17 protein-coding genes and 1 tRNA gene are annotated in these 19,998 nt (G+C 58.8%); 9 read left to right on the top strand and 9 right to left on the bottom strand.

Annotation, left to right across the window (positions count from 1 at the left end; all coding sequences use genetic code 11):
* Positions 1-18: 18 nt before the first annotated feature.
* Complete coding sequence (locus DWY76_RS05160; RefSeq protein WP_005945773.1) at positions 19-1,008, bottom strand: nucleoid-associated protein; 990 nt, start codon at positions 1,006-1,008, stop codon at positions 19-21.
* Between the two features lie 143 nt (positions 1,009-1,151).
* On the opposite strand from DWY76_RS05160, the gene DWY76_RS05165 reads away from it, so the two are divergent.
* Positions 1,152-1,529 (top strand): PH domain-containing protein, encoded by a 378-nt coding sequence (locus DWY76_RS05165; protein WP_097775338.1) that lies wholly within the window; start codon positions 1,152-1,154, stop codon positions 1,527-1,529.
* Positions 1,530-1,612: 83 nt separating this feature from the next.
* Here the strand turns inward: DWY76_RS05165 and DWY76_RS05170 are convergent, their stop codons facing one another.
* A complete protein-coding gene (locus tag DWY76_RS05170) occupies positions 1,613-2,776 on the bottom strand; it encodes an MFS transporter (protein WP_120080212.1) in 1,164 nt (387 codons plus the stop codon).
* Positions 2,777-2,946: 170 nt separating this feature from the next.
* On the opposite strand from DWY76_RS05170, the gene DWY76_RS05175 reads away from it, so the two are divergent.
* The 3 genes from DWY76_RS05175 to DWY76_RS05185 are packed head-to-tail and all read left to right on the top strand — an operon-like array spanning position 2,947 to position 6,639.
* Positions 2,947-3,936: an AraC family transcriptional regulator gene (locus DWY76_RS05175; protein ID WP_082210877.1), complete on the top strand. Its 990-nt coding sequence runs from the start codon at positions 2,947-2,949 to the stop codon at positions 3,934-3,936.
* Between the two features lie 18 nt (positions 3,937-3,954).
* Complete coding sequence (locus DWY76_RS05180) at positions 3,955-4,140, top strand: hypothetical protein (protein WP_005945783.1); 186 nt, start codon at positions 3,955-3,957, stop codon at positions 4,138-4,140.
* Positions 4,141-4,158: 18 nt separating this feature from the next.
* Entirely contained in the window at positions 4,159-6,639 is a 2,481-nt protein-coding gene (locus DWY76_RS05185; RefSeq protein WP_005945785.1) for an excinuclease ABC subunit UvrA, read from the top strand.
* 59 nt (positions 6,640-6,698) lie between these two features.
* Here the strand turns inward: DWY76_RS05185 and DWY76_RS05190 are convergent, their stop codons facing one another.
* Together DWY76_RS05190 and DWY76_RS05195 are read right to left on the bottom strand one after the other, a co-directional pair.
* Complete coding sequence (locus DWY76_RS05190; protein WP_005945787.1) at positions 6,699-7,787, bottom strand: sugar kinase; 1,089 nt, start codon at positions 7,785-7,787, stop codon at positions 6,699-6,701.
* A gap of 144 nt (positions 7,788-7,931) precedes the next feature.
* Positions 7,932-8,852 carry a radical SAM protein gene (locus DWY76_RS05195; protein WP_097781681.1) on the bottom strand — a complete coding sequence of 307 codons (921 nt, stop codon included), beginning with the start codon at positions 8,850-8,852 and terminating at the stop codon, positions 7,932-7,934.
* A gap of 155 nt (positions 8,853-9,007) precedes the next feature.
* Between DWY76_RS05195 and DWY76_RS05200 the strand changes: the two genes are divergently transcribed.
* The 3 genes from DWY76_RS05200 (at position 9,008) to DWY76_RS05210 (ending at position 13,434) form a co-directional block, all read left to right on the top strand.
* Entirely contained in the window at positions 9,008-11,026 is a 2,019-nt protein-coding gene (locus tag DWY76_RS05200; protein ID WP_120080214.1) for a fructose-1,6-bisphosphatase, read from the top strand.
* Positions 11,027-11,295: 269 nt separating this feature from the next.
* Positions 11,296-12,579, top strand: a complete 1,284-nt coding sequence (locus DWY76_RS05205) for a UDP-N-acetylglucosamine 1-carboxyvinyltransferase (RefSeq protein ID WP_242702968.1) — start codon at positions 11,296-11,298, stop codon at positions 12,577-12,579.
* A 66-nt stretch (positions 12,580-12,645) separates the two neighbouring features.
* The gene (locus DWY76_RS05210; RefSeq protein ID WP_005945796.1) at positions 12,646-13,434 is read left to right on the top strand and encodes an MBL fold metallo-hydrolase; all 789 of its coding nucleotides are present in this window, start codon (positions 12,646-12,648) and stop codon (positions 13,432-13,434) included.
* A gap of 38 nt (positions 13,435-13,472) precedes the next feature.
* Here the strand turns inward: DWY76_RS05210 and DWY76_RS05215 are convergent, their stop codons facing one another.
* The 5 genes from DWY76_RS05215 to DWY76_RS05235 all read right to left on the bottom strand — a co-directional run bounded on the left by DWY76_RS05215 (position 13,473) and on the right by DWY76_RS05235 (position 17,539).
* Complete coding sequence (locus DWY76_RS05215; RefSeq protein WP_120080216.1) at positions 13,473-14,450, bottom strand: ATP-binding protein; 978 nt, start codon at positions 14,448-14,450, stop codon at positions 13,473-13,475.
* Positions 14,451-14,459: 9 nt separating this feature from the next.
* Entirely contained in the window at positions 14,460-15,374 is a 915-nt protein-coding gene (locus DWY76_RS05220; protein WP_097781686.1) for a DnaD domain protein, read from the bottom strand.
* Between the two features lie 3 nt (positions 15,375-15,377).
* Positions 15,378-15,755 (bottom strand): hypothetical protein, encoded by a 378-nt coding sequence (locus DWY76_RS05225; RefSeq protein ID WP_118526057.1) that lies wholly within the window; start codon positions 15,753-15,755, stop codon positions 15,378-15,380.
* Positions 15,756-15,836: 81 nt separating this feature from the next.
* Positions 15,837-15,912: transfer RNA gene (locus tag DWY76_RS05230), tRNA-Gly, on the bottom strand.
* Between the two features lie 55 nt (positions 15,913-15,967).
* On the bottom strand, positions 15,968-17,539 hold the full coding sequence (locus DWY76_RS05235) for a peptide ABC transporter substrate-binding protein (RefSeq protein ID WP_120080218.1): 1,572 nt from the start codon (positions 17,537-17,539) through the stop codon (positions 15,968-15,970).
* Positions 17,540-17,794: 255 nt separating this feature from the next.
* On the opposite strand from DWY76_RS05235, the gene murD reads away from it, so the two are divergent.
* Both murD and DWY76_RS05245 read left to right on the top strand, forming a co-directional pair.
* On the top strand, positions 17,795-19,198 hold the full coding sequence (murD, locus tag DWY76_RS05240; RefSeq protein ID WP_120080220.1) for a UDP-N-acetylmuramoyl-L-alanine--D-glutamate ligase: 1,404 nt from the start codon (positions 17,795-17,797) through the stop codon (positions 19,196-19,198).
* Positions 19,195-19,968: a GNAT family N-acetyltransferase gene (locus DWY76_RS05245; RefSeq protein ID WP_120080222.1), complete on the top strand. Its 774-nt coding sequence runs from the start codon at positions 19,195-19,197 to the stop codon at positions 19,966-19,968. Before murD ends, DWY76_RS05245 begins: the two co-directional genes overlap by 4 nt.
* Positions 19,969-19,998 lie beyond the last annotated feature (30 nt).

Consider the following 19,998-nt stretch of genomic DNA (forward strand, 5'->3'; position numbering starts at 1 on the left):
GACAATTTAAATCGTTTCTTACAGGATCACATTTTTAATGAGCAGCGAAATGCTGCCGTCGTCGCTGTGCAGAAATTCCACCTCGTTGTCCGAGTTGAGCAGTTCGGTGGGAATCTTCACCTCAATGCCGTTGGCGGTGTGGATGCTGCGGCTCTCCATGCGGCGGATGCGCGCAGGGGTCACGGTCACGGGCTGCTCAGGCGCTTCCAGCACATCACTCTTTTCCACATAATCATCAAAGGGCACGGCGGCAAGGGGATATTCCTCTTCCAACTGCTGACGCACCTGCTGGATGGATACCTGATTGTCGTTGTCTGCGGCCTGATTGGCGATCAGCATCGCGACCTGAGCCTCTACGTGGGGCTGATCTGCGTAGTTTTCCTGCACGGCCTGCACGGCGGCTTCCTGAATGGCCTGTAGCTTTTTCTTTTCCGGCTGGGCGGTGGTGTACTGGAACACTACCGTGGAAAGGTAAAAATCCTTGTGGCCGTCGATGTCGAACTTTTTTTCCAGCAGCTTCATGGAGTAGTCGGTCAGATTGACAAGGGCACCTTCCTCCACCTTGCCGCTCTGGCTGGGCAGGCAGGCCCGCTGCTGGATGATGGAGTTCACCGGGGCACCCTCCACATTCTCGGTGTAGTGGGTGTAGCCGTTTTTGTAGTTCAACTTCAGGATGCCCAGCCACGGCTCACCATCGCGGGTAAAATCCACCACGGCAAGGTCTGCCCCCGGAATGGTGGTGTGCGCGTGCATGTAGTCGAACAGAACGCCCGCGATGCGGCAGGAAAGGTCCACAAAATCGTGGTTGTGCTCCAGCTCGTTTTTAAAGGCGGAATCCGGCAGCGGGCGGCACTGGCGGATATCGTCGCTGGCAAGCAGCTTTTCGATGTGGTACTGGAAATAGGCGGTCTTTTCGGCGGTCATTTCCATGCCGCTGCCGCTGAGTACAGGCGCATCCATGGTGGTGTCCAGCACGTGCAGAATGGCCTGATGAATGATGATCTCCATGGGAGTTACCTCGTTTTTATAAGAATCTCTTTGGCATACAGTATAGCACAGCCCGGCCCAAAAGGCGAGAGCACATCTTGTAAACCGCCTGCAGGAATGCTACAATAAGGGCAGAAAACCACGCAGGAAAGGGGACAAAAACCATGGAATTCCGTGATAAGCCAATGGAAAACCTCATCCGCCTTCAGGAAAAGGACATCTGCAAAAATGCCCGCGCGCTGCTGCTGGACGGTGAGAGCATCGTGGGTGCCTACAAGACGGTGCGCGATCAGGTGATCTTTACCACCCACCGCATCATCATGGTGGATATGCAGGGCGTTACCGGAACCCGGCAGCAGATCTTTGTGCTGCCGTACCGCAAGGTGCTGCACTTCGGGATCCAGACGGCAGGCTTTGGCGACCCGGTGCAGGCATCGCAGCTGACCGTCTGCTTTGCGGACGCACACGAGGCAAAGTTCGGCTTTATCGGCCAGCAGGAACTGTTTGCGGTCGCCAACGCCATCAGCCGGTGCATCCTGTAAATAACTCCTTTAAAACAGCAGGCTCCCCGCCCGAGACCGGACAGGGAGCCTTTTGCTGTATATGAAATAGGAGAATGGCAGAATTAGCAGCGGCTTGTTTTGCGCACCAGCTGTTCGTGCATGAATACCATGAGCACCAGCAGTGCCAGCAGGTAAAAAGGGAACAGTGCCGGAGTGATGTTGTTTGCCAGCAGGCCGAACAGCGGCGGCATGGCCAGATTGCCCAAATAGGCGCTTGCCATCTGGATGCCGATGACCGCCTGCGATCTGTCCGCGCCGAAGTGTTCCGGCGTGGAGTGGATGATACTGGGATAGATGGGCGCACAGCCCAGCCCTACCAGAACAAGACCGTTCAGGGCAAGGATCTGCGGCCCGGGCAACAGCAGAGCCAGCACCCCTGCGGCCAGAATGCACTGACCCATGCGGATCATCTGCGTATCGTTGAATTTCAGGGTCAAAAAGCCGCAGGCGGCGCGCCCGGCAGTGATGCCGATGTAGAACAGGCTGGCAAAGCTGGCGGCAGTGCCGGCGGCAACGCCTTTCGTCAGTGTGAGGTAGCTGCTGGCCCATAGACCGGCCGTGGTCTCCAATGCACAGTAGCAGAAGAAGCACAGCATCACCTCTCTGGCACCCGGCAGACGGAATACCTGTCCAAGGCTCAACGCATGCGTCGAAGCAGTTTCGGTGTCGGTGCCTGCAGTACGGCTCTGCCATAGCGGCAAACTGAAAAAGAGCACTGCGCTCAGCAGGATCTGGAACAGGGCAATGTACCGGTAGCCGGATGTCCACGGCCCGCCGCCTGCCAGCACCCGGCCCATGACCATGGGGCTGATCATGGTGCCGATGCCCCACATGCAGTGCAGCCAGCTCATGTGGCGGCTTTTATAATGTAAGGCAACATAGTTGTTCAGGGCCGCGTCCACGCTGCCTGCACCCAGCCCATAGGGCACGGCCCACAGGCAGAGCATCCAGAACTGTGTGGAGACCGAAAAGCCGAACAGCGCGGCAGCTGTCATGGCCACACTGAGGGCGGTCACTTTTCCGGTACCCAGCGCACGGGTGAGCCGGTCGCTGTTCAGGCTGGAAACAATGGTGCCAAAGGAGATGATCATGGAGATCAGCCCCGCATAGGACACCGGCACACCGAGCGCCGGATACATGGAGGGCCACGCCGACCCCAGCAGGGAATCCGGCAGGCCCAGACTGATGAACGAGATGTAAATGATCGGAAGCAGAAGCTGTACCATAAATCTTGAGTTCCTCCGGGAAGCGTGTTATACTTGCAATGCATCTTGTACTTTGCTGATGTAATAATATCACACATCGGAGCGGAATATTAGGATAAAAACGCCCGATTGATACAACAAAACCGGCGCGGATGCGGATGTGCACCTTGACGGAAAGGAGATGGCTGATCGTGGCATTTCACACCAGCTGTGCAGCAGCGGGCGGGCTCAACTGCCTGCCGGATGTTGTGGCGGATGACGAGGGCAGGGAACTGGTGCAGCACGGCAGCGCACTGTTTCCTATTGCCTGCTATGAAGAGGACCTCAAAAGCTACTCGGTAGCATGGCATTGGCATGAAGAGTTTGAATACATCCTTGCCGTAAAAGGCCCGCTGGCGGTGGACGTGAGCAAAGCCCGTCTGGTTTTGCAGACCGGGCAGGGCGTGTTTGTCAATTCCGGAGTGTTCCATGCGGTGGAGCAGGCTGAGACCGGGGATGCCCTACTGCATTCCGGGGTATTCCATCCGCGCCTGATCGGCGGCATGGATACCATCTTTTGGCAAAAGCTCGTACACCCGCTGCTTCAGCCGGGAGCACCGGCGTTCTTTCTGCTGGACGAGGCAGACGACGGGCAGAAGGCCGTGCTCTGCCATTTGCGGGAAGTCTGGGACGCAGTGGCCCAAGAGGTCTTTGACTATGAGAATCAGGCGCGGTACCATCTTTCGGCGGCGGTGCATCTGCTGGGAATGCAGTGCGAGGGTGGAAAAACAAAGGTCTCTCAGCAGGAGCAGATCGCGGCCCAGCGCATGAAACAGATGCTGCGTTTTGTGGAAGAGCATTATGCTGAGGAACTGAACGTGGAGCGCATTTCCGACTGCGTGGCCCTGAGTGAGAGCGCCTGCCTGCGCAGCTTCCGGCAGCTTCTGGGGATCACACCCATCCAGTATGTCAAGCAGTACCGCATTGAAAAGGCCGCCGAGCTGCTGCTTTCCACCAGCATGAAGATCGGCGAGATCGGTGCCGACTGCGGCTTTTCGGATACCAGCTACTTTACAAAGACCTTCCGGGAGATCAAGCACTGCACGCCCAGAGAGTACCGTCAGAAGTTTGCAGGAAGAGAGCAGTCTCTTTCAAGGCGGGACGGCGGCAGAGCCAGTGCACCGGCTGAAACAGCGTTATAAAAAGGAGAATCGGAAACAATGCAGCGTAGTTTGACCAAACGCCCCATCACCGGCAGCATTTTGCTGTTTGCTCTGCCGCTGATGCTGGTCTATCTGCTTTCGGCCACGCCGATGGGCGTTACCGGCATCTGGCTCAGCGTGCCCATCGGCTGGGCGCTGGCAGATGCCATTGGCATTGGATACTATTTAAAAAAGAAGCAGTGACAGCAGGGGGAAAAGAAGATGGTCGACCATATCAGGATCCGCGGCGCGCGGGTGCACAACCTGAAAAACGTGAATGTGGATGTGCCGCTGGGCAAAATCGTGGGTGTGGCGGGTGTGTCCGGTTCGGGCAAGTCCAGCCTTGCGCTGGGCGTGCTTTACGCCGAAGGCTCCCGCCGGTATCTGGACGCACTTTCCACCTATACGCGCCGCCGCATGACGCAGGCGGCAAAGGCATCGGTGAACGAAGTGCTGTATGTTCCGGCTGCACTGGCACTGCATCAGCGGCCCGCTGTGCCGGGCATCCGCAGCACCTTTGGTACCGGCACGGAACTGCTGAACAGTCTGCGCCTGATGTTCTCCCGTCTTTCCAGCTATCCCTGCCCGCAGTGCGGCCACTGGCTGGAACCCAGCCTTGCCGTGGCGGCAGAAAAGCCGCTGCTCTGCCCGCAGTGCGGTGCCAGCGTGCGCGCGCTTTCCGCTGAAGAATTTGCCTTCAACAGTCAGGGTGCCTGCCGCACCTGCAGCGGTACCGGCATGGTGATGACCGTGGACGAGAGCACCCTTGTGCCGGACGATTCTCTTACGATCGACGAAGGTGCCGTGGCCCCGTGGAAGAGCCTGATGTGGTCGCTGATGGTGGATATCTGCCGGGAGATGGGCGTGCGCACCGATGTGCCCTTCCGCGACCTGACCGACCGGGAAAAGGATATCGTTTTCCATGGCCCGGCGGAGAAGAAGCACATTTTTTATCATAACAAAAATTCCAATCAGGCCGGGGAGCTGGATTTTACCTATTTCAATGCCACCTATACCGTGGAGAACGCCCTCTCCAAGGTCAAGGATGAAAAGGGCATGAAGCGGGTGGAAAAGTTCCTGCGGCAAGGCATTTGCCCGGACTGCGGCGGCACCCGGCTGTGTAATGCGGCTCGTACCCCAAAGCTGCGGGGCATCACACTGGACAAGGCTTGTCAGATGACTCTTGTGCAGCTTACCGATTGGGTGGCGGGTGTGCCGGACAGTCTGCCGGAAGAGATGCGGCCCATGGCCCGCAATATCTGCGAATCCTTCCAGACGGCAGCGGCACGGCTGCTCTCGCTGGGCCTTGGCTACCTGACGCTGGACCGCTCCGCGTCCACTCTTTCCACCGGTGAGCGCCAGCGGATGCAGCTGGCCCGTGCGGTGCGCAACCGTACCACCGGTGTGCTCTATGTGCTGGACGAGCCGTCCATCGGCCTGCATCCTTCTAACATTGAAGGCCTGACCGATGTGATGCACGACCTTGTGGCCGACGGCAACTCGGTGGTGCTGGTGGATCACGATACCCAAATTTTAAAGGAAGCTGACTGGCTGATCGAGATGGGGCCGGAAGCCGGTGCAAAGGGTGGACATGTGATCGCGCAGGGCAGTATTCCGGAAATTGAACAGAACGCGGCTTCTCAGATCGGCCCGTTTCTTGCAGGCAGGGCGGGGGTGAACGCCCGGCCTCATGTGCCGGAAAATGAACTGTTTGCACAGGGCCGCATCCATCTGGCAACCTCGGCCATCCATACTGTGAAGCCGCTGGAACTGGAACTGCCCAAGGGGCGGCTGACCGTGGTTACGGGTGTGTCCGGCAGCGGCAAGACCACCCTGATTTTGGAAAGCCTGGTCCCGGCCTTGCAGGCAAAGGTGAACGGCACAGCCCTGCCAGCGCATGTGAAAAGCGTGGAGGCCGAGGAAATCGCGCAGGTGAAGCTGATCGATGCAACGCCCATCGGCATCAATGTGCGCTCCACCGTGGCCACCTATGCCAATGTGCACGATGAGCTGCGCAAGCTGTTTGCCAAAACGCAGGATGCCAAAGACCACGGCTATAAGGCGGGCGATTTCTCCTACAACACCGGTAAGCTGCGGTGCCCCACCTGTGACGGCACCGGTGTCATCAGTTTGGATGTGCAGTTTTTGCCGGATGTAGAAGTGCCCTGCCCGGACTGCGGCGGTTCGCGTTACAGCCGGGAAGCGGCGGCAGTGAAGCTGCCCACGGCGAACGGCGAGCCAGCCTCCATGGCCGACCTGATGGACATGGATGTGTCCACTGCATTGGAAGCCTGTGCGGACTGCAAGCTTGTGCGCCAGCGCCTGCAGGTACTGAAAGAATTGGGCCTTGGCTACCTGACCCTTGGCGAGGAGACACCCAGCCTTTCCGGCGGCGAAGCCCAGCGGCTGAAGCTTGCCAGCGAGATGGGCAAGGGGCAGGCAGACAGTGTGTTCGTGTTCGATGAACCCACCATCGGCCTGCATCCGCTGGATGTACAGACCCTGCTGGGTGTGTTCCAGAAGCTGATCGGGAACGGTGCCACCGTGGTGGTCATTGAGCATGATCTGGATGTGATCCGCAATGCGGATTACCTTGTGGATATGGGGCCGGGCGGCGGCGATGCCGGCGGACGCATCGTGGCGGCAGGTACTCCGGAACAGGTAAGACAGAACCCGGAGAGCATCACTGGGCGGTATATCTGATAGAAAAAGCAACGCCCGCCGGGGAGACCCGGCGGGCGTTCTCTGTACGGCGATAAAACTTACCGCTTGATATCGTAGTTCATGTTCATCAGGTTGCGGATAGTGCTCACATCATCGGTGATGTTGGCATCGCCGTGGATGGTGTGCTTGATGGCACTGCTTGCCACCGCAAAGTTGATCATATCCATGGCTCTGTAGTTGTGCAGCATGGCGTAGATCAGGCCGCTGGCAAAGGCATCGCCGCCGCCCACGCGGTCAAGGATATTAAAGGTGAACAGCTTGCTCTCGAAGGTGTGGCCATCGTACCACATGAAGGCCTTCAGGCTGTTCTCGCTGCCGCTGTGCGCATAACGCACATGGCGGGCAATGCACTTGAGGTTGGGATACCGCTCGATGAAGTGCTGGAAAATCTCGTCCTGCTGCTCATAGCTGGGCTGCAGAGGCACGCCGTCCTTCCAGTCGCCCTTGGAGTGGTCGCTCTCATCCTTCCACAGGTGGTACGGCTCAATGCCAAGCAGCACATCCACATAGGGCAGGCACTCGGTGCAGAAATCGCGGGCTTCTTCCCAGCTCCACAGGGTGGAGCGGAAATTGCCGTCGAAGCTGACGGTCAGGCCCTTGTTTTTGGCGACCTTGAGCATATCCAGAATGAGGGTGCGGCAGTTGGGTGCCAGTGCCGGGGTGATGCCGCTCAGGTGCAGCCAGTCGTAGCCGTCCAGCAAAGCATCCAGATCCACCTGCGAGAAATCGTACTCAGTAATGGCACTGTGCTTGCGGTCATAGATGACCTTGGACGGGCGGATGCCGTAGCCGGTCTCCAGATAATAAGTACCCAGACGGTTGGAAGGAGTCTCGTTCGGCTCGGTCAGGATCATAGGGGTGCAGTGCACGTCGTTGGAACGCAGCCAGCGCACGGCGCTCTTGCCCAGACTGTTGTTGGGCACCACGCTGAAGAAGGTGCTGTCCACACCAAGGTTAGCCAGTGCCAGTGCAATGTTGGCCTCGCTGCCGCCGTAGCTGGCCTCAAAGCCGGATGCCATACGGATCTTCTCGTAGTTCGGCGGGGTCAGGCGCAGCATGATCTCACCGCAGGTGATGAATTTCTGGCCGGTGGTATCGTTGCCAAGGATCGGGTTAAAATGTTCCATAACGCTCCTCCTGATATTTACAGCTCATCAGAGTTCTGTTAACACATCGTTGTATCCATTATAATCCGGCCCGGATGGGATTGCAAGCATTTCCGCGGGGATGCAAGAGAAAATAATCAGCCTTTTTTGGGAGATTTGACGAATTCATACCCCTGTCAAATCGAAAGAAGGCGTATACTCTTCCTTTGCGCTGCTCTTCTGCTGCATGTAGCCCTGCGCCAGTCCCTTGTCCATGGCATAGTTGACCACCCGGCGGTATTCATAGGTGGTAATGCGCCGTCCGATGCCGTGCTCTGCGGCTTTGTAAAACGGTGTGTACTGGCTCATGACGCTGGGGATGAAGCACTCGGGGTCTGCATCGTTCCACGCGGCCATCTGGTCAAGCACCGCAAAGCTGTCGTCAACATGGCCGGGCAGGGCAAGGTGCCGCAGAATGACCCCCTTTTGCAGGATGCCCTCTGCATTGAACACCGGGTGCCCGGCCTGTGCCATCATGGCTTCAATGGCGGGCTTTGCCTGCGCAAAATAGTCCGGTGCAGAGGAAAGCTCTGCCGAGAGGGCGGAGGAGACGTATTTCAGGTCGGCCAGCCAGATGTCGATGTATCCGCGCCATGCTTCCACGCTTTCCACCGTTTCGTAGCCGCCGGTGTTGCATACGATGGGCAGATGCAGGCCCTTAGCCCGGGCAATATCCAGCGCGGCAATGATCCAGGGCCGCCACTGGCCGGGCGTGACCAGATTGATGTTGTTGGCACCCTGCTCCTGCAGATTCAGGAAAATCTCTGCCAGATGTTCCACGCTGATCTCCTTGCCAAGGCCCTCGGCGCTGATGGGATAGTTCTGGCAGAAGCAGCATTTGAGGGTGCAGCCGGAAAAGAACACCGTGCCGCTGCCCTTTGTGCCGCTGATGCATGGCTCCTCCCAGTAGTGCAGGGCAGCGCGGGCAGCTTTTAAGGTGCCGCCCGCGCCGCAGAAACCGGTGCGTCCGGCAGCACGGTCGGCCCCGCACCGGCGCGGGCAGAGGGTGCAGGAAGAGGGAACGGAGACGAAATCGCTTTTCGGCATAATATCCAAAGTCCTTTGCTGAAAGTTTGTCAGCCCCAGTATACCACTTTTCGCCCCGGACGTGCTATACTATAAGATAAGGAAAAAATAATACATATGGAAAGCAACATCTTTGCAAGGTCCGTGTGGCGGACTGCGGCGGAGAGAACGTTGTGATGGAGGAGACCATGCGCACCGAAACCGATGAGATCCGCGATAATCTCAAGTACCTGACCCTGCTCTCGCGGGATTATCCTTCGCAGGCGGCGGCAGCCAGCGAGATCATCAGCACGCAGGCACTGCTCAAGCTGCCCAAGGGTACCGAGCACTTCATGAGCGACCTGCACGGCGAGAATGAAGCTTTTGTGCATATTCTGAATTCCGCTTCCGGTGTCATTCGCGAAAAAGTGGATCAGGTGCTGGGCGATACCGTGCCGAAGCATACCCGCGCCGAGCTGGCAACGCTGATCTATTACCCCAACGAAAAGCTGCCCCAGCTCAAGGCACGCTGTACCAGCGAGGAAGCGCTGGATCAGTGGTACACCGAAACGCTGCTGAGGCTCATTGATATCTGCCGTCTGGTGTCCTCCAAGCATACCCGCGACCATGTGCGCAGATGCCTGCCTGCCAGCTGCGGCTACATTCTGGACGAGCTGCTCCACGCCCATTTTGAGGACCACGACAAGGATCTGTACTACGGCCAGATCGTGGGCAGCATCATTGAAAATGGCCGCGCCGACCACTTTATCGTGCGGCTGTGCGAGCTGATCAAGCATCTGGCAGTGGACAAGCTGCACATCGTGGGCGACCTGTTCGACCGCGGCCCACGCCCGGATATCATCCTCGATCTGCTCATGCGCCACCACAATGTGGATATCCAGTGGGGCAACCACGATGTAGTATGGATGGGTGCCGCTGCGGGCAGCCCCATCTGCATCTGCACGGTGCTCAAGACCACGCTGGCTTATCATAACCACGGAATGCTGGAGGACTGTTACGGCATCAACCTGCGCCATCTGCAGCGCATGGCCGAGCAGTTCTACGGCAATGATGATCTTTCCATCTGGATGCCTCATACCGATGCAGCCCGCGGCCCCTACACCAGGGGAATGCTGCACCGCTGTGCCGTGATGCACAAGGCCATCAGCATTCTGATGTTCAAGCTGGAGTGCCATGTCATCGACCGCAACCCGGACTTCCAGATGCAGGAGCGAGATTATCTGCGCCGCATCGACTGGGAAAAGCACACGGTAAAGATCGGCGAAAAGGAGTATCCGCTGCGGGATACCTCGTTCCCCACGGTGGACCCCGCCGACCCGGCCGCACTGCACCCGGATGAACAGCTGGTGCTGCGCAAGCTGGTGCAGTCCTTCCGCCAGAGCGAAAAACTGCAGCAGCATGTGGAATTTCTCTATGCAAAGGGCAGCGTGTACCACATTGAGAACGGCAACCTGCTCTACCATGGCGCTGTGCCCATGACCAGCCGCGGCACCTTTGCCATGGAGCGCTTTGAGGGCCGCTACTACTCCGGCCGCGCACTGATGGACTACTGTGATGCCCGCGCCCGCCGGGGCTACTATGCACCGGAAGGCAGCGCTGCCCGCCAGAGTGGACAGGATTTTTTGTGGTATCTGTGGTGCGGCAAGCTTTCGCCGCTGTTTGGCCGCAGTGCCATGACCACCTTTGAGCGGCTCTATGTAGAGGACGCTTCCACCCACACCGAGGTGAAGGACCCCTATTATACATGGTATAACGATGAGGCCGTCTGCCGCCGCATTCTGGCCGAGTTTGGCCTGCCCGGTGCCAGCCACATCGTCAACGGCCACGTGCCGGTGCGGGAAAAGAACGGCGAAAGCCCCATCAAAGGCGGCGGACGGCTGGTGGTGATCGACGGCGGTTTCTGCCGTGCCTACCACGAAAAGACCGGCATTGCGGGCTACACGCTGGTGTATTCCAGCCGCACCATGTCCCTGCGCACCCATCAGCCCTTTGAAAGTGCTGAGAAAGCGGTGAAGGATAATCTGGATATCATTTCCCAGAAAAACATTCTGGAGACCGAAAATCATCGCATTCTCGTGGAGGATACCGACGAGGGCGAGGTGCTGCGGGAGCGTGTGCACGACCTCAAGCAGCTGGTGGCTGCCTATCAGCTGGGCTGGATCACTGAGACTCGGTGCGAAGACCACATCTGGTAAAGAAAGCGCAACAGCAATGTATCTGGTTTTTGTAAAATACCTGAAAAAGAAATCAAAATTTTGGAATATCCTGCGCGAAAATGGGCAAAACAGAAAATAATAAAACAACATCAAGCGGGGCTTTGCTTTTTTGTGAAAGTTGTGTATAATAAGATAGCTGTACGTGTACGGCCTTATGGCCCATGCACATCAGGCAGCTTTTATGGAAAATGCTTTCAGGAACCTTAACAGGCCTGCGGCTGCGGGCCTCCGACAAGGAGATCATAAAATTGGAGAAATTTGTTATTACGGGCGGCAAGCCCCTGCACGGCGAAGTTACCATTTCGGGTGCCAAAAATGCGGCGGTGGGCGTCCTGCCTGCAACCATTCTGGCAGCGGATGTCTGTGTGATCGAGAATCTGCCGGATATCAGTGATGTGGCGGTGAGCCTGAAGATCCTCAGCGTTCTGGGCGCACAGATCAAAATGATCAACCGCAACACCTACGAGATCGACACCACCCATCTGACCGGCACCAACGTCCCGGACGACCTGTCCCGCCAGATGCGCGCCAGCTACTACTTTCTGGGCGCACTGCTGTCCCGTTTTGGCAAGGCTCAGGTGGCCATGCCCGGCGGCTGCAACCTCGGCCCCCGCCCCATTGACCAGCACCTGAAGGTGTTCAGTGCTCTGGGCGCAGAGGACAGCGTGGACTACGGCATGATCAGCGTGCGCGCCAAGGAGATGAACGGTGCACACATCTTCTTTGATAAGGTCAGCGTGGGCGCTACCATGAACGGTATGCTCTCCGCTGTAATGGCCAAGGGCCAGACCATTCTGGAAAACTGTGCCAAGGAACCCCATGTGGTGGATCTGGCAAACTTCCTGAATATGTGCGGTGCGAACATCCGCGGCGCAGGCACCGATGTGATCAAGGTGCGCGGCGTGGAAAAGATGCACGGCTGCACCTACAGCATCATCCCGGATCAGATCGAGGCTGGCAGCTACATGGTGGCTGCTGCTGCCACCGGCGGCGATGTTCTGGTGAAGAACGTCACCCCCAAGCATCTGGAACCCATTACCGAAAAGCTGCGCCGTGCAGGCGTGGAGGTGGAAGAATTTGACGATGCTGTGCGTGTGCGCCGCACCGGTGATATTCTGCCGCTGAAGATCAACACTATGCCGCATCCCGGCTTTCCCACCGACATGCAGCCCTTGATGGGCGTGCTGCTGAGCGTGGCCAAGGGCACCAGCACCGTGACCGAGAGCGTGTGGGACAACCGCTTCCGCTATGTGGACGAGCTGCGCAAGATGGGTGCCAACGTGCAGGTGGACGGTCAGGTGGCTGTGTTTGAGGGCGTGGATAAGCTCACCCCTGCACCGCTGCGCGCACTGGATCTGCGTGCAGGCGCTGCCATGGTGGTGGCTGCGCTGATGGCAGACGGCACCAGTGAGATCGAGGAAATCGGCCACATCGAGCGCGGCTACGAGAATATCGTGGAAAAGCTGCGCGGTCTGGGTGCAGACATCAGCAAGGTGGAGCGTATGCCCGCTGCACTGGATCAGGCACTGTAACTTATAAAAAGCAAACAGCCTGCTGCATATGCGGCGGGCTGTTTTTGAGTGTATCAGAGGTTTTTCATGGCAGAATTCATCTCGTTATATTCGGGTTCCTCCGGCAACAGCAGTGTGGTGCGCTGCGGGCAGCGGTATCTCATTGTGGATATGGGCAAGGGCGTGCGCACTACCTCGGCGGCGCTCAAGGCGCTGGGCCTTGCCGTCAGTGACTGCGACGGCATCCTTGTCACCCACGAGCACAGCGACCATGTGAAGGGGCTTTCCACCTTCCTCAAAAAGAACACGCTGCCGGTGTACGGTGCAGCGGCAACGCTGGATTTTCTGGACAGCAACGGCATTGTACCGGCCAGCTGTGAGCTGCACGAGCTGGAAGGCAGGGAAGAGGACGTGGGCGCGTTTGGCGTGCAGAGCTTTCCCACCAGCCACGATGTGCCCTGTGTGGGCTACCGCATCCACACCCCGGACGGCAAGACCATGACCATTGCAACCGACCTTGGCGTGCTCACGCCGCCGGTGCACGAGGCGCTTTCCGGCTGCGACCTTGTGGCACTGGAGAGCAACTACGACCTGCACATGCTGCGCAGCGGGCCGTACCCCTATTACTTACGGGCACGCATTGAAAGCACCCGGGGCCACCTTTCCAACGACGAGTGCTCGGCAAAGCTGCTGGAACTCATTCAGGAAGGGTGCAAAAAGTTTGCGCTGTGCCATCTTTCGCAGGAGAACAACACGCCTGCGCTTGCCCTGCAGACCGTGTTCAACACGCTGGGCGCGGCGGGCGTTGTGCCGGAGAAGGACTGCATCGTGCAGGCACAGCGCCGCAACGAAATGAGTCCTGTATTAGAGTTTTAAATAAAACAAACGGCAATGCATTTGCATTGCCGTTTGTTTTATTCAGCTGCTTTCTGTGTGCGGATGTCATCACCTGCAAAAAGGCAGGGGACAAAGGCAGAAAGGCGGCTGGAAATTTTTTCGGTATACAGCTTTTCCAGCAGAGCACCGTCAGTGATGTTGGTGGTGACGATGGTGGGCAGCTTTGCACCCAGCCGGTTGTTGAGCAGACTGTACAGGCTGCTGATGAGGAAGGCGGAGTTGAACTCCGAGCCAAGATCATCCAGAATGAGCAAATCGGCCCCGGCAGCGGTCTGCATCAGCGTTTCCTCCTCGCCTGCCGGGTCTGCACCAAAGTGCAGCCCTTCCAGCTTGGAGAAAAAGTCCGGGCTGGAAACATAGATCACATCGTAGCCCTTTTCCAGCACGATGCCCGCAATGGCAAGGGCCGCGTGGGTCTTGCCAAGGCCCGCATTGCCAAACAGCATCAGGCTCTCGCTGTGGTGGTCAAACTCTTCCGCGTAGCTGCGCAGATCTGCCAGCAAATCGGCCATGTAAGGGCGGATGGAACCGCCCACCTTTTCATCGGCACGGTTCGGGTAATAGCGCAGCTCCATGGTGTCAAAGCTTGCAATGGACAGGCTGGACAGCGCCTCGATCTCCTTGCGGCGCAGCTGCTGCATCACCTTGTGCACGCACTCACAGGTGCGGCCATTCACGCTGCCGGTGTCCTGACATTTGGGGCAGACAAAGCGCGGCTCCAGTGCATCAGCGGGCCGTCCGCTTTGTGCCAGCAGGGTGGTCAGCTTCTGCTTTGCATCGGCAAGGGCGGCGGCAGCTTCGGTGCGGTCCTTGCCCGCAGCACCGGCCAGTGCGCAGCGGATGCCCCGCACCCGCACCTCTTCTTCTGCATGGCGCAGGGCGGGAATGGCGGCTTCGGCTTCGGCGCGGGCATCCTCGGCTCTGGCTCTGGCCATCTGCCGCCGGGCGGCCACGGTGCGCATGGCTTCCTGATACAGTTCGTTTTTGGTACGCATGGCTCCTCCTTATTCCGGCTTCTTTTTCAACGGACGGCGGCGGGCAGCGTTCTTGAGGAAATCGTTGCCGCTGGGGGCTTCGCGGTCTACCCGGAGGTTCCGGCTGGCACCCGCAATGGCCACCGGGCTGCGCACATCGTGCACGGTGCGCAGGCCCTTGGCGTTCCATGTTTTGAGGATACTGTTCCAGTACCACAGGTCGCGCTTGGCCCCGGCCTGCACGGCAGCTTCCTGCACCATGGCATCGTCGTAGCCGTAAACCTCGTACCAGCGTGCAATGGCCTTGCGCCCGCCAAGGGTCAGCTCGCTTTCCGGGATGTTCAGAAGGCCGCTGACATACTGCTCGCGGCTCTGGCGCAGTGCCAGCAGTTTGAGGTGGGCATCGGCCTGCTCACCGGTCTCCACGCCCTCGGTGCGCCACACCTTCAGCTCATGCGCTACGGCGGCCATGGTGCTGCGGCCGGTGCTGGCAACGTAGGCGGTGCACAGCATCACGGTCTCCGGCGCAAAGCCCTCCTGCATATAAAGGTTGACCAGCTTTTCCATCTCCCTGTGGGTCAGCGGACGGGCAAAGCCGGTCTGTGCGCAGTCGATCAGGCTGGAGATCATGGGGTCGGTGCGGCTGGCCGCAGCGATCTCGGCCCAGGTCATGGGTGCGGGGGCGCTGGGTTCCTCGCCCGGTGCGGCGTTCTCTTCGTACCGCTCCAGCAGGCCAGCGCCTGCCCAGAAGGAGAGGGCGCTCTCGGCGCTGATGCGGCTGCGCAGCTTGAGGTCGGCACAGATCTTGTCCGGGTCGGTGATGCCGGTCGCCAGCACATACAGAGCCACGCGCACATTGTATTCTTCGGCGATGCCCAGTTTGGAAAACACCAGCTGCGGCACTGCAATGGTATCGCCCTTGAGTTCTTTTAAACGATAGATCATGTTTTATTCCTTCGGCTTGTCCGGCTCGGCTTCGGCGGCAGGCGGCTCCCACGGGTCGCTGTCCATCATGCTGGGACAGTTTTTCCAGCGGTCAGGATCGGCATTGAACGCGTCCTGCAAAAAAGCGGCTGTGGCCTCCCGGCCCTCGTCGGTGAGCGGAAACACCTTCTGCACCCGCAGGGCAGGGTCGGTCTTTTCAATGGTCCAGGGGTCCGGCCAGTAGTCCACGGTGAGGATGCTTTCCTCCTTTACGGCACCCTCGCCGCCGTCCGGGTCCGGCACGGTGCGCTTGCCGGGGATCATCCGGTATCGCAGGCCGTATTCGTTGCCGCTGTAGGAATTTTTGCATTTGAAGTAATGCAGCAGGGGAACAAAGATCATGGCAGAGTCCTTTCGTATTTTGCAGGGGGCGGCTGTAAGCAAAAACGGCAAACCGATATTCCACGGTTTGCCGTTTGTTTTTGGAGCAGGGTACGGGACCCGAACCCGCCGCCTGCTGCTTGGGAAGCAGCCGCTCTACCGGATGAGCTAACCCTGCAAGTTGCTCATTTATTGTAGCAAAGAGGGACGGGATTGTCAAGGGCCGGAGAATGTCAGTTTTTCTGGGCATCGGTCAGGTCCAGCACCGGCGTGAAGGGGTCGAACACAAGGCCGGTGATGCCGTCCGCCACCAGCAGACGCCTGTTCTGGCCCAGCAGCGGCACCACGGCGCAGCCTTCCAGCAGCTGGCGCTCACAATCGGCCAGCAGGGCACAGCGGGCGCTGCCGGTCTGCTGGGCACTCTCGGCCAGACGCTGAGAGTAGATGGGGTCGGACCAGCCGGTCAGGCCGCCGCCCTCGGCCGTGAACTGCTGCAGCATCTGGTATACGCTGCCGCCTTCGGCGCGGATGGGAGCCAGCGCAATGGTGTAGCTGCCCGCTGCAAGGCGTTTGTCGAACTCCTCCTGCGGAACCTCTTCCACCGAGAAGAAAAGGGAACAATCCTTCTGCCATGCGCCGTTGATCTGCTCGGCCAGTTCGGTCAGGCCGGCTTCCTTCGGCAGCAGGATGGTCACGCCGGAAAAATCCGAGCTGGCCATGCCCTGCCGTGCATTCAGGTACAATGTACGGGGGTCGGTGATGGTGGGCAGCGGGTTCCTGGCAGACTTGCGGTAATCGATGCCGTCCACGGAAAGGCCGGTGGGCACAAGACCCTCGGCAGCGGTGTACAGACCGGAAGAGGGCACATCCACATTCTCCCGGGCGATGCCGGCAAGCGCCTGCCGCAGTTCCTGATCGGCAAACACAGAATCTTCGGCGCTGTTGAACAGCAGTGCCCAGGTGGTGTCGGAGTAATCCACCGACTGCAGCGAGGTATCCTCGCCGGTGTCGTCCAGCGCGGCGGAGCATTTTTCGTCTGCAATGAGCTGGGCGGCGCTCTTGCCGGTGCTGCCGGTGTTCTGCACCAGACGCAGGCTGCCGATCATGGGGGAGGAGACATCCCGGTGCAGGAACAGGCCGCTGGCCGTCCAGTTGTAAAGATAGAAGCTGCCGCTGGAAAGGGTGGTCTTGGCGGTCAGGCCGTAGGTGCCGCGGGTGCTCTCAAAAAATGCTTCATCGCAGGGCATGGCACCGGGCAGGGTGAGCTTGGCAAGGAAGTTGTCGTCCTTTTCACTCAGGCGGAACACCAGCGTCAGCGGGCCGGCGGCCGAAACGCCCAGCGTGCTGGCATCGGCTGTGCCAGCCAGCACGGCAGCACTGTTCTCAAGGGCGGCAAACTCCACGGCATAAGGGGAATTTGTCTGCGGCTGGAATATGCGCCGGAATGCAAACACAAAGTCCTCGGCAGTGATGGTGTGATCCGTGGAAGCGCCTTTGACGGCCTTGTAGGTCAGGCCGTCCTTGATCTGGAAGGTGTAGGTCTTGCCATCGGAGGAGATCGTCCAGCTCTCGGACAGATCGGGCACGATCTCGCCATCCGCTTTTTTGCGGACAAGCCCGCTGTAAAGGTTCTCGCAGGCGATCACGTCCGGGGCAGCAGAAGCCACCTGCGGGTCGAGGTTTGCGGGAATGGTATCCACGAACCATGTAAAGCTTGGCGCACTGGAACTGCTGCCGCAGCCGGTGAGCGCAAGCAGGAACGCAGCAGCAAGCACTGCTGCGGTAATACGGAAGAACTGTTTCAAGGGGATGACCTCATTCTATGGTATTTGCGAAAAAAGGCTTCTTGTATACAAAAAACACTCTGCTTCGACAAGTGTAGCAGAAACAGCGGCAAAATACAATTGCAGAATTGTGAATTTACCTTACTTTTTGGGGCAAAAAGGGCGTTTTTCCGTTGCCAATTGCGGCTAAATGGACTATAATGGTACAGCGAAACATCTCTGCACCTATTTTGAGGTGCGTTCTGAATACGATATTATGGAGGAGGAACTGTTTTTATGCAGAAGGATCAGCAGAAACTGATTGAACTCATCAAAGGCAAAAAAGTGGCCTTTATTGGTGCCGGTGTCAGCCACAAGACCCTGATCAAGGAGTTTGTGGAGATGGGTGCCCATGTGACCCTGTGCGACCAGAAAAAGAGCGTGGAGGACTTTGGCGATTACGCTGCAACCATCAAGGAGCTGGGCATCGACCTGAGTCTGGGCGAAAACTATCTGGATGGCTTCAAGGGTCAGGATATCATCATGCGCACCCCGGGCTTTGTGGGCTACTTTGAAAAGCCCCTGCAGGATGCCATGGCCGCAGGCACCATGGTCACCAGTGAGGTGGAGCTGTTCTTCGACTTCTGCCCCTGCGAGATCGTAGCCGTGACCGGCTCCGACGGCAAGACCACCACCACCACCCTGATCTCCAAGTTCTACGAGGCCGCAGGCCGCAAGGTGCATCTGGGCGGCAACATCGGCGCAGCTCTGCTGCCCATGCTGCCCGAGGTGGCTCCCGAGGATGTGGCTGTGGTGGAGCTTTCCAGCTTCCAGCTCATCAGCATGCATTCCAGCCCCAACATTGCCGTGGTGACCAATGTCACCCCCAACCATCTGGACCACCACAAGGACATGCAGGAGTACATTGATGCCAAGCGCAACATCCTGCTGTACCAGAAGCAGCCCTGCCGCGCTGTGCTGGGCTATGAGAATGAGATCAGCCGTTCCATGCAGTCCGACTGCAAGGGCAAGCAGGTGTGGTTCACCCGCCTGCACGATACCGACAACGGTGCCTTCCTGCGCAAGGAGGACAACATGCTCTGCATGGCCGAGGATGGCGTTGTGACCCCCTTCCTGGCCCAGAAGGACGTGAAGCTGCGCGGCCTGCACAACATTGAAAACCTGCTGGCTGCTGCCGCTGCCGTGTGGGGCGAGGTGCCCGTGGAAGCCATCCAGAAGGTGGGCAGCACCTTTACCGGTGTGGAGCACCGCATTGAGCCGGTGCGCACGCTGGACGGCGTGCTGTACTACAACGACTCCATCGGCACCAGCCCGACGCGCACCATTGCCGGTCTGCGCAGCTTTAACCAGAAGGTCATTCTGATCGCTGGCGGCTACGACAAGCACATTCCCTATGAGCCGCTGGCACCGGAAGTGGTGGCCCACGTGAAGAACCTTGTGCTGATGGGTGCCACCGGCCCCCGCATCGAAAAGGCTGTGCGCGAGGACCCGAACTTCAACGAAGCAGAGCTGCCCATCCAGCACGCCGACAACATGCAGCACGCTGTGGAGCTGGCCCGTGCCTGCGCAAAGCCCGGTGACATCATCATCCTGTCCCCGGCCAGCGCATCGTTTGACCTGTACCCCAACTTTGAGGTGCGCGGCCGCGAGTTCAAGAAGATCGTCAACGAGCTGAAGTGATCGCGCAGGTCAGCACAAAAGCCCACCGCGCCCGCTTTTTAAATGCCTGCCGGGGGAAATGGGTGCTGAGGGCGACCCTGCCGCTGGATCTTGCCCTTTTTAGCAAAAGCCAGCCGTGGCGATTCTACGCAGGACCTACACTGGCGCTGGAACTCAGCGGCAGCACCGCATGGGCAGCAGGGCACGCAAACCCGGAAGAGCTGGCCAGCTTTCTGGCTTTCTGCGGGTGTGAGAGCATCATTTTAGACGAAAACGAATGCCCACCGCCTGCCGGGTGGTGCAAAGCTGAAACGCTGACCGTATTCGGCTTTGCACCCGGCAAGGCTCTGCCGCTGCCCGCTGCAGACGAGACGCTCTGGGCCGGACTGACCCTTGACAGAGAACCCTCTGCCATGGATGTGGCACGGGCGCTCTACCCGGCGGATACGGCAAAGCAGGAGGACTTTTACTCCGAGCTTTGCACAAAGCGCACCCGCGGCAAAGCCCTTGTGTGGGCGCTGCAGCAGGGGAGTGAAACAATCTGCACGGTAGGGGCCTATGCCCTTGCGAACAGGCAGGCCTACATGGCCTGCGGGCAGACAGCCCAGCCTTTGCGGGGCAAGGGCATCGGCGGGCGGCTCATTGTGCAGATGGCGAACGAGCTTGCCGCCAAGGGGGAGCACCCGGTGTTTCTCTGCAGCCCGGAGCGGGTGCACTTTTATACCCGGCTTGGCTTTGAAAAGCTGGGGGAATATGCAAGATATGAACAAACTCCTTCAGTCAAAACCTGACGGTTTTGCCAGCTCCCTCAATGAGGGAGC

This window comes from Faecalibacterium sp. AF27-11BH (genome assembly GCF_003603005.1).
Classification (GTDB): domain Bacteria; phylum Bacillota; class Clostridia; order Oscillospirales; family Ruminococcaceae; genus Faecalibacterium; species Faecalibacterium taiwanense.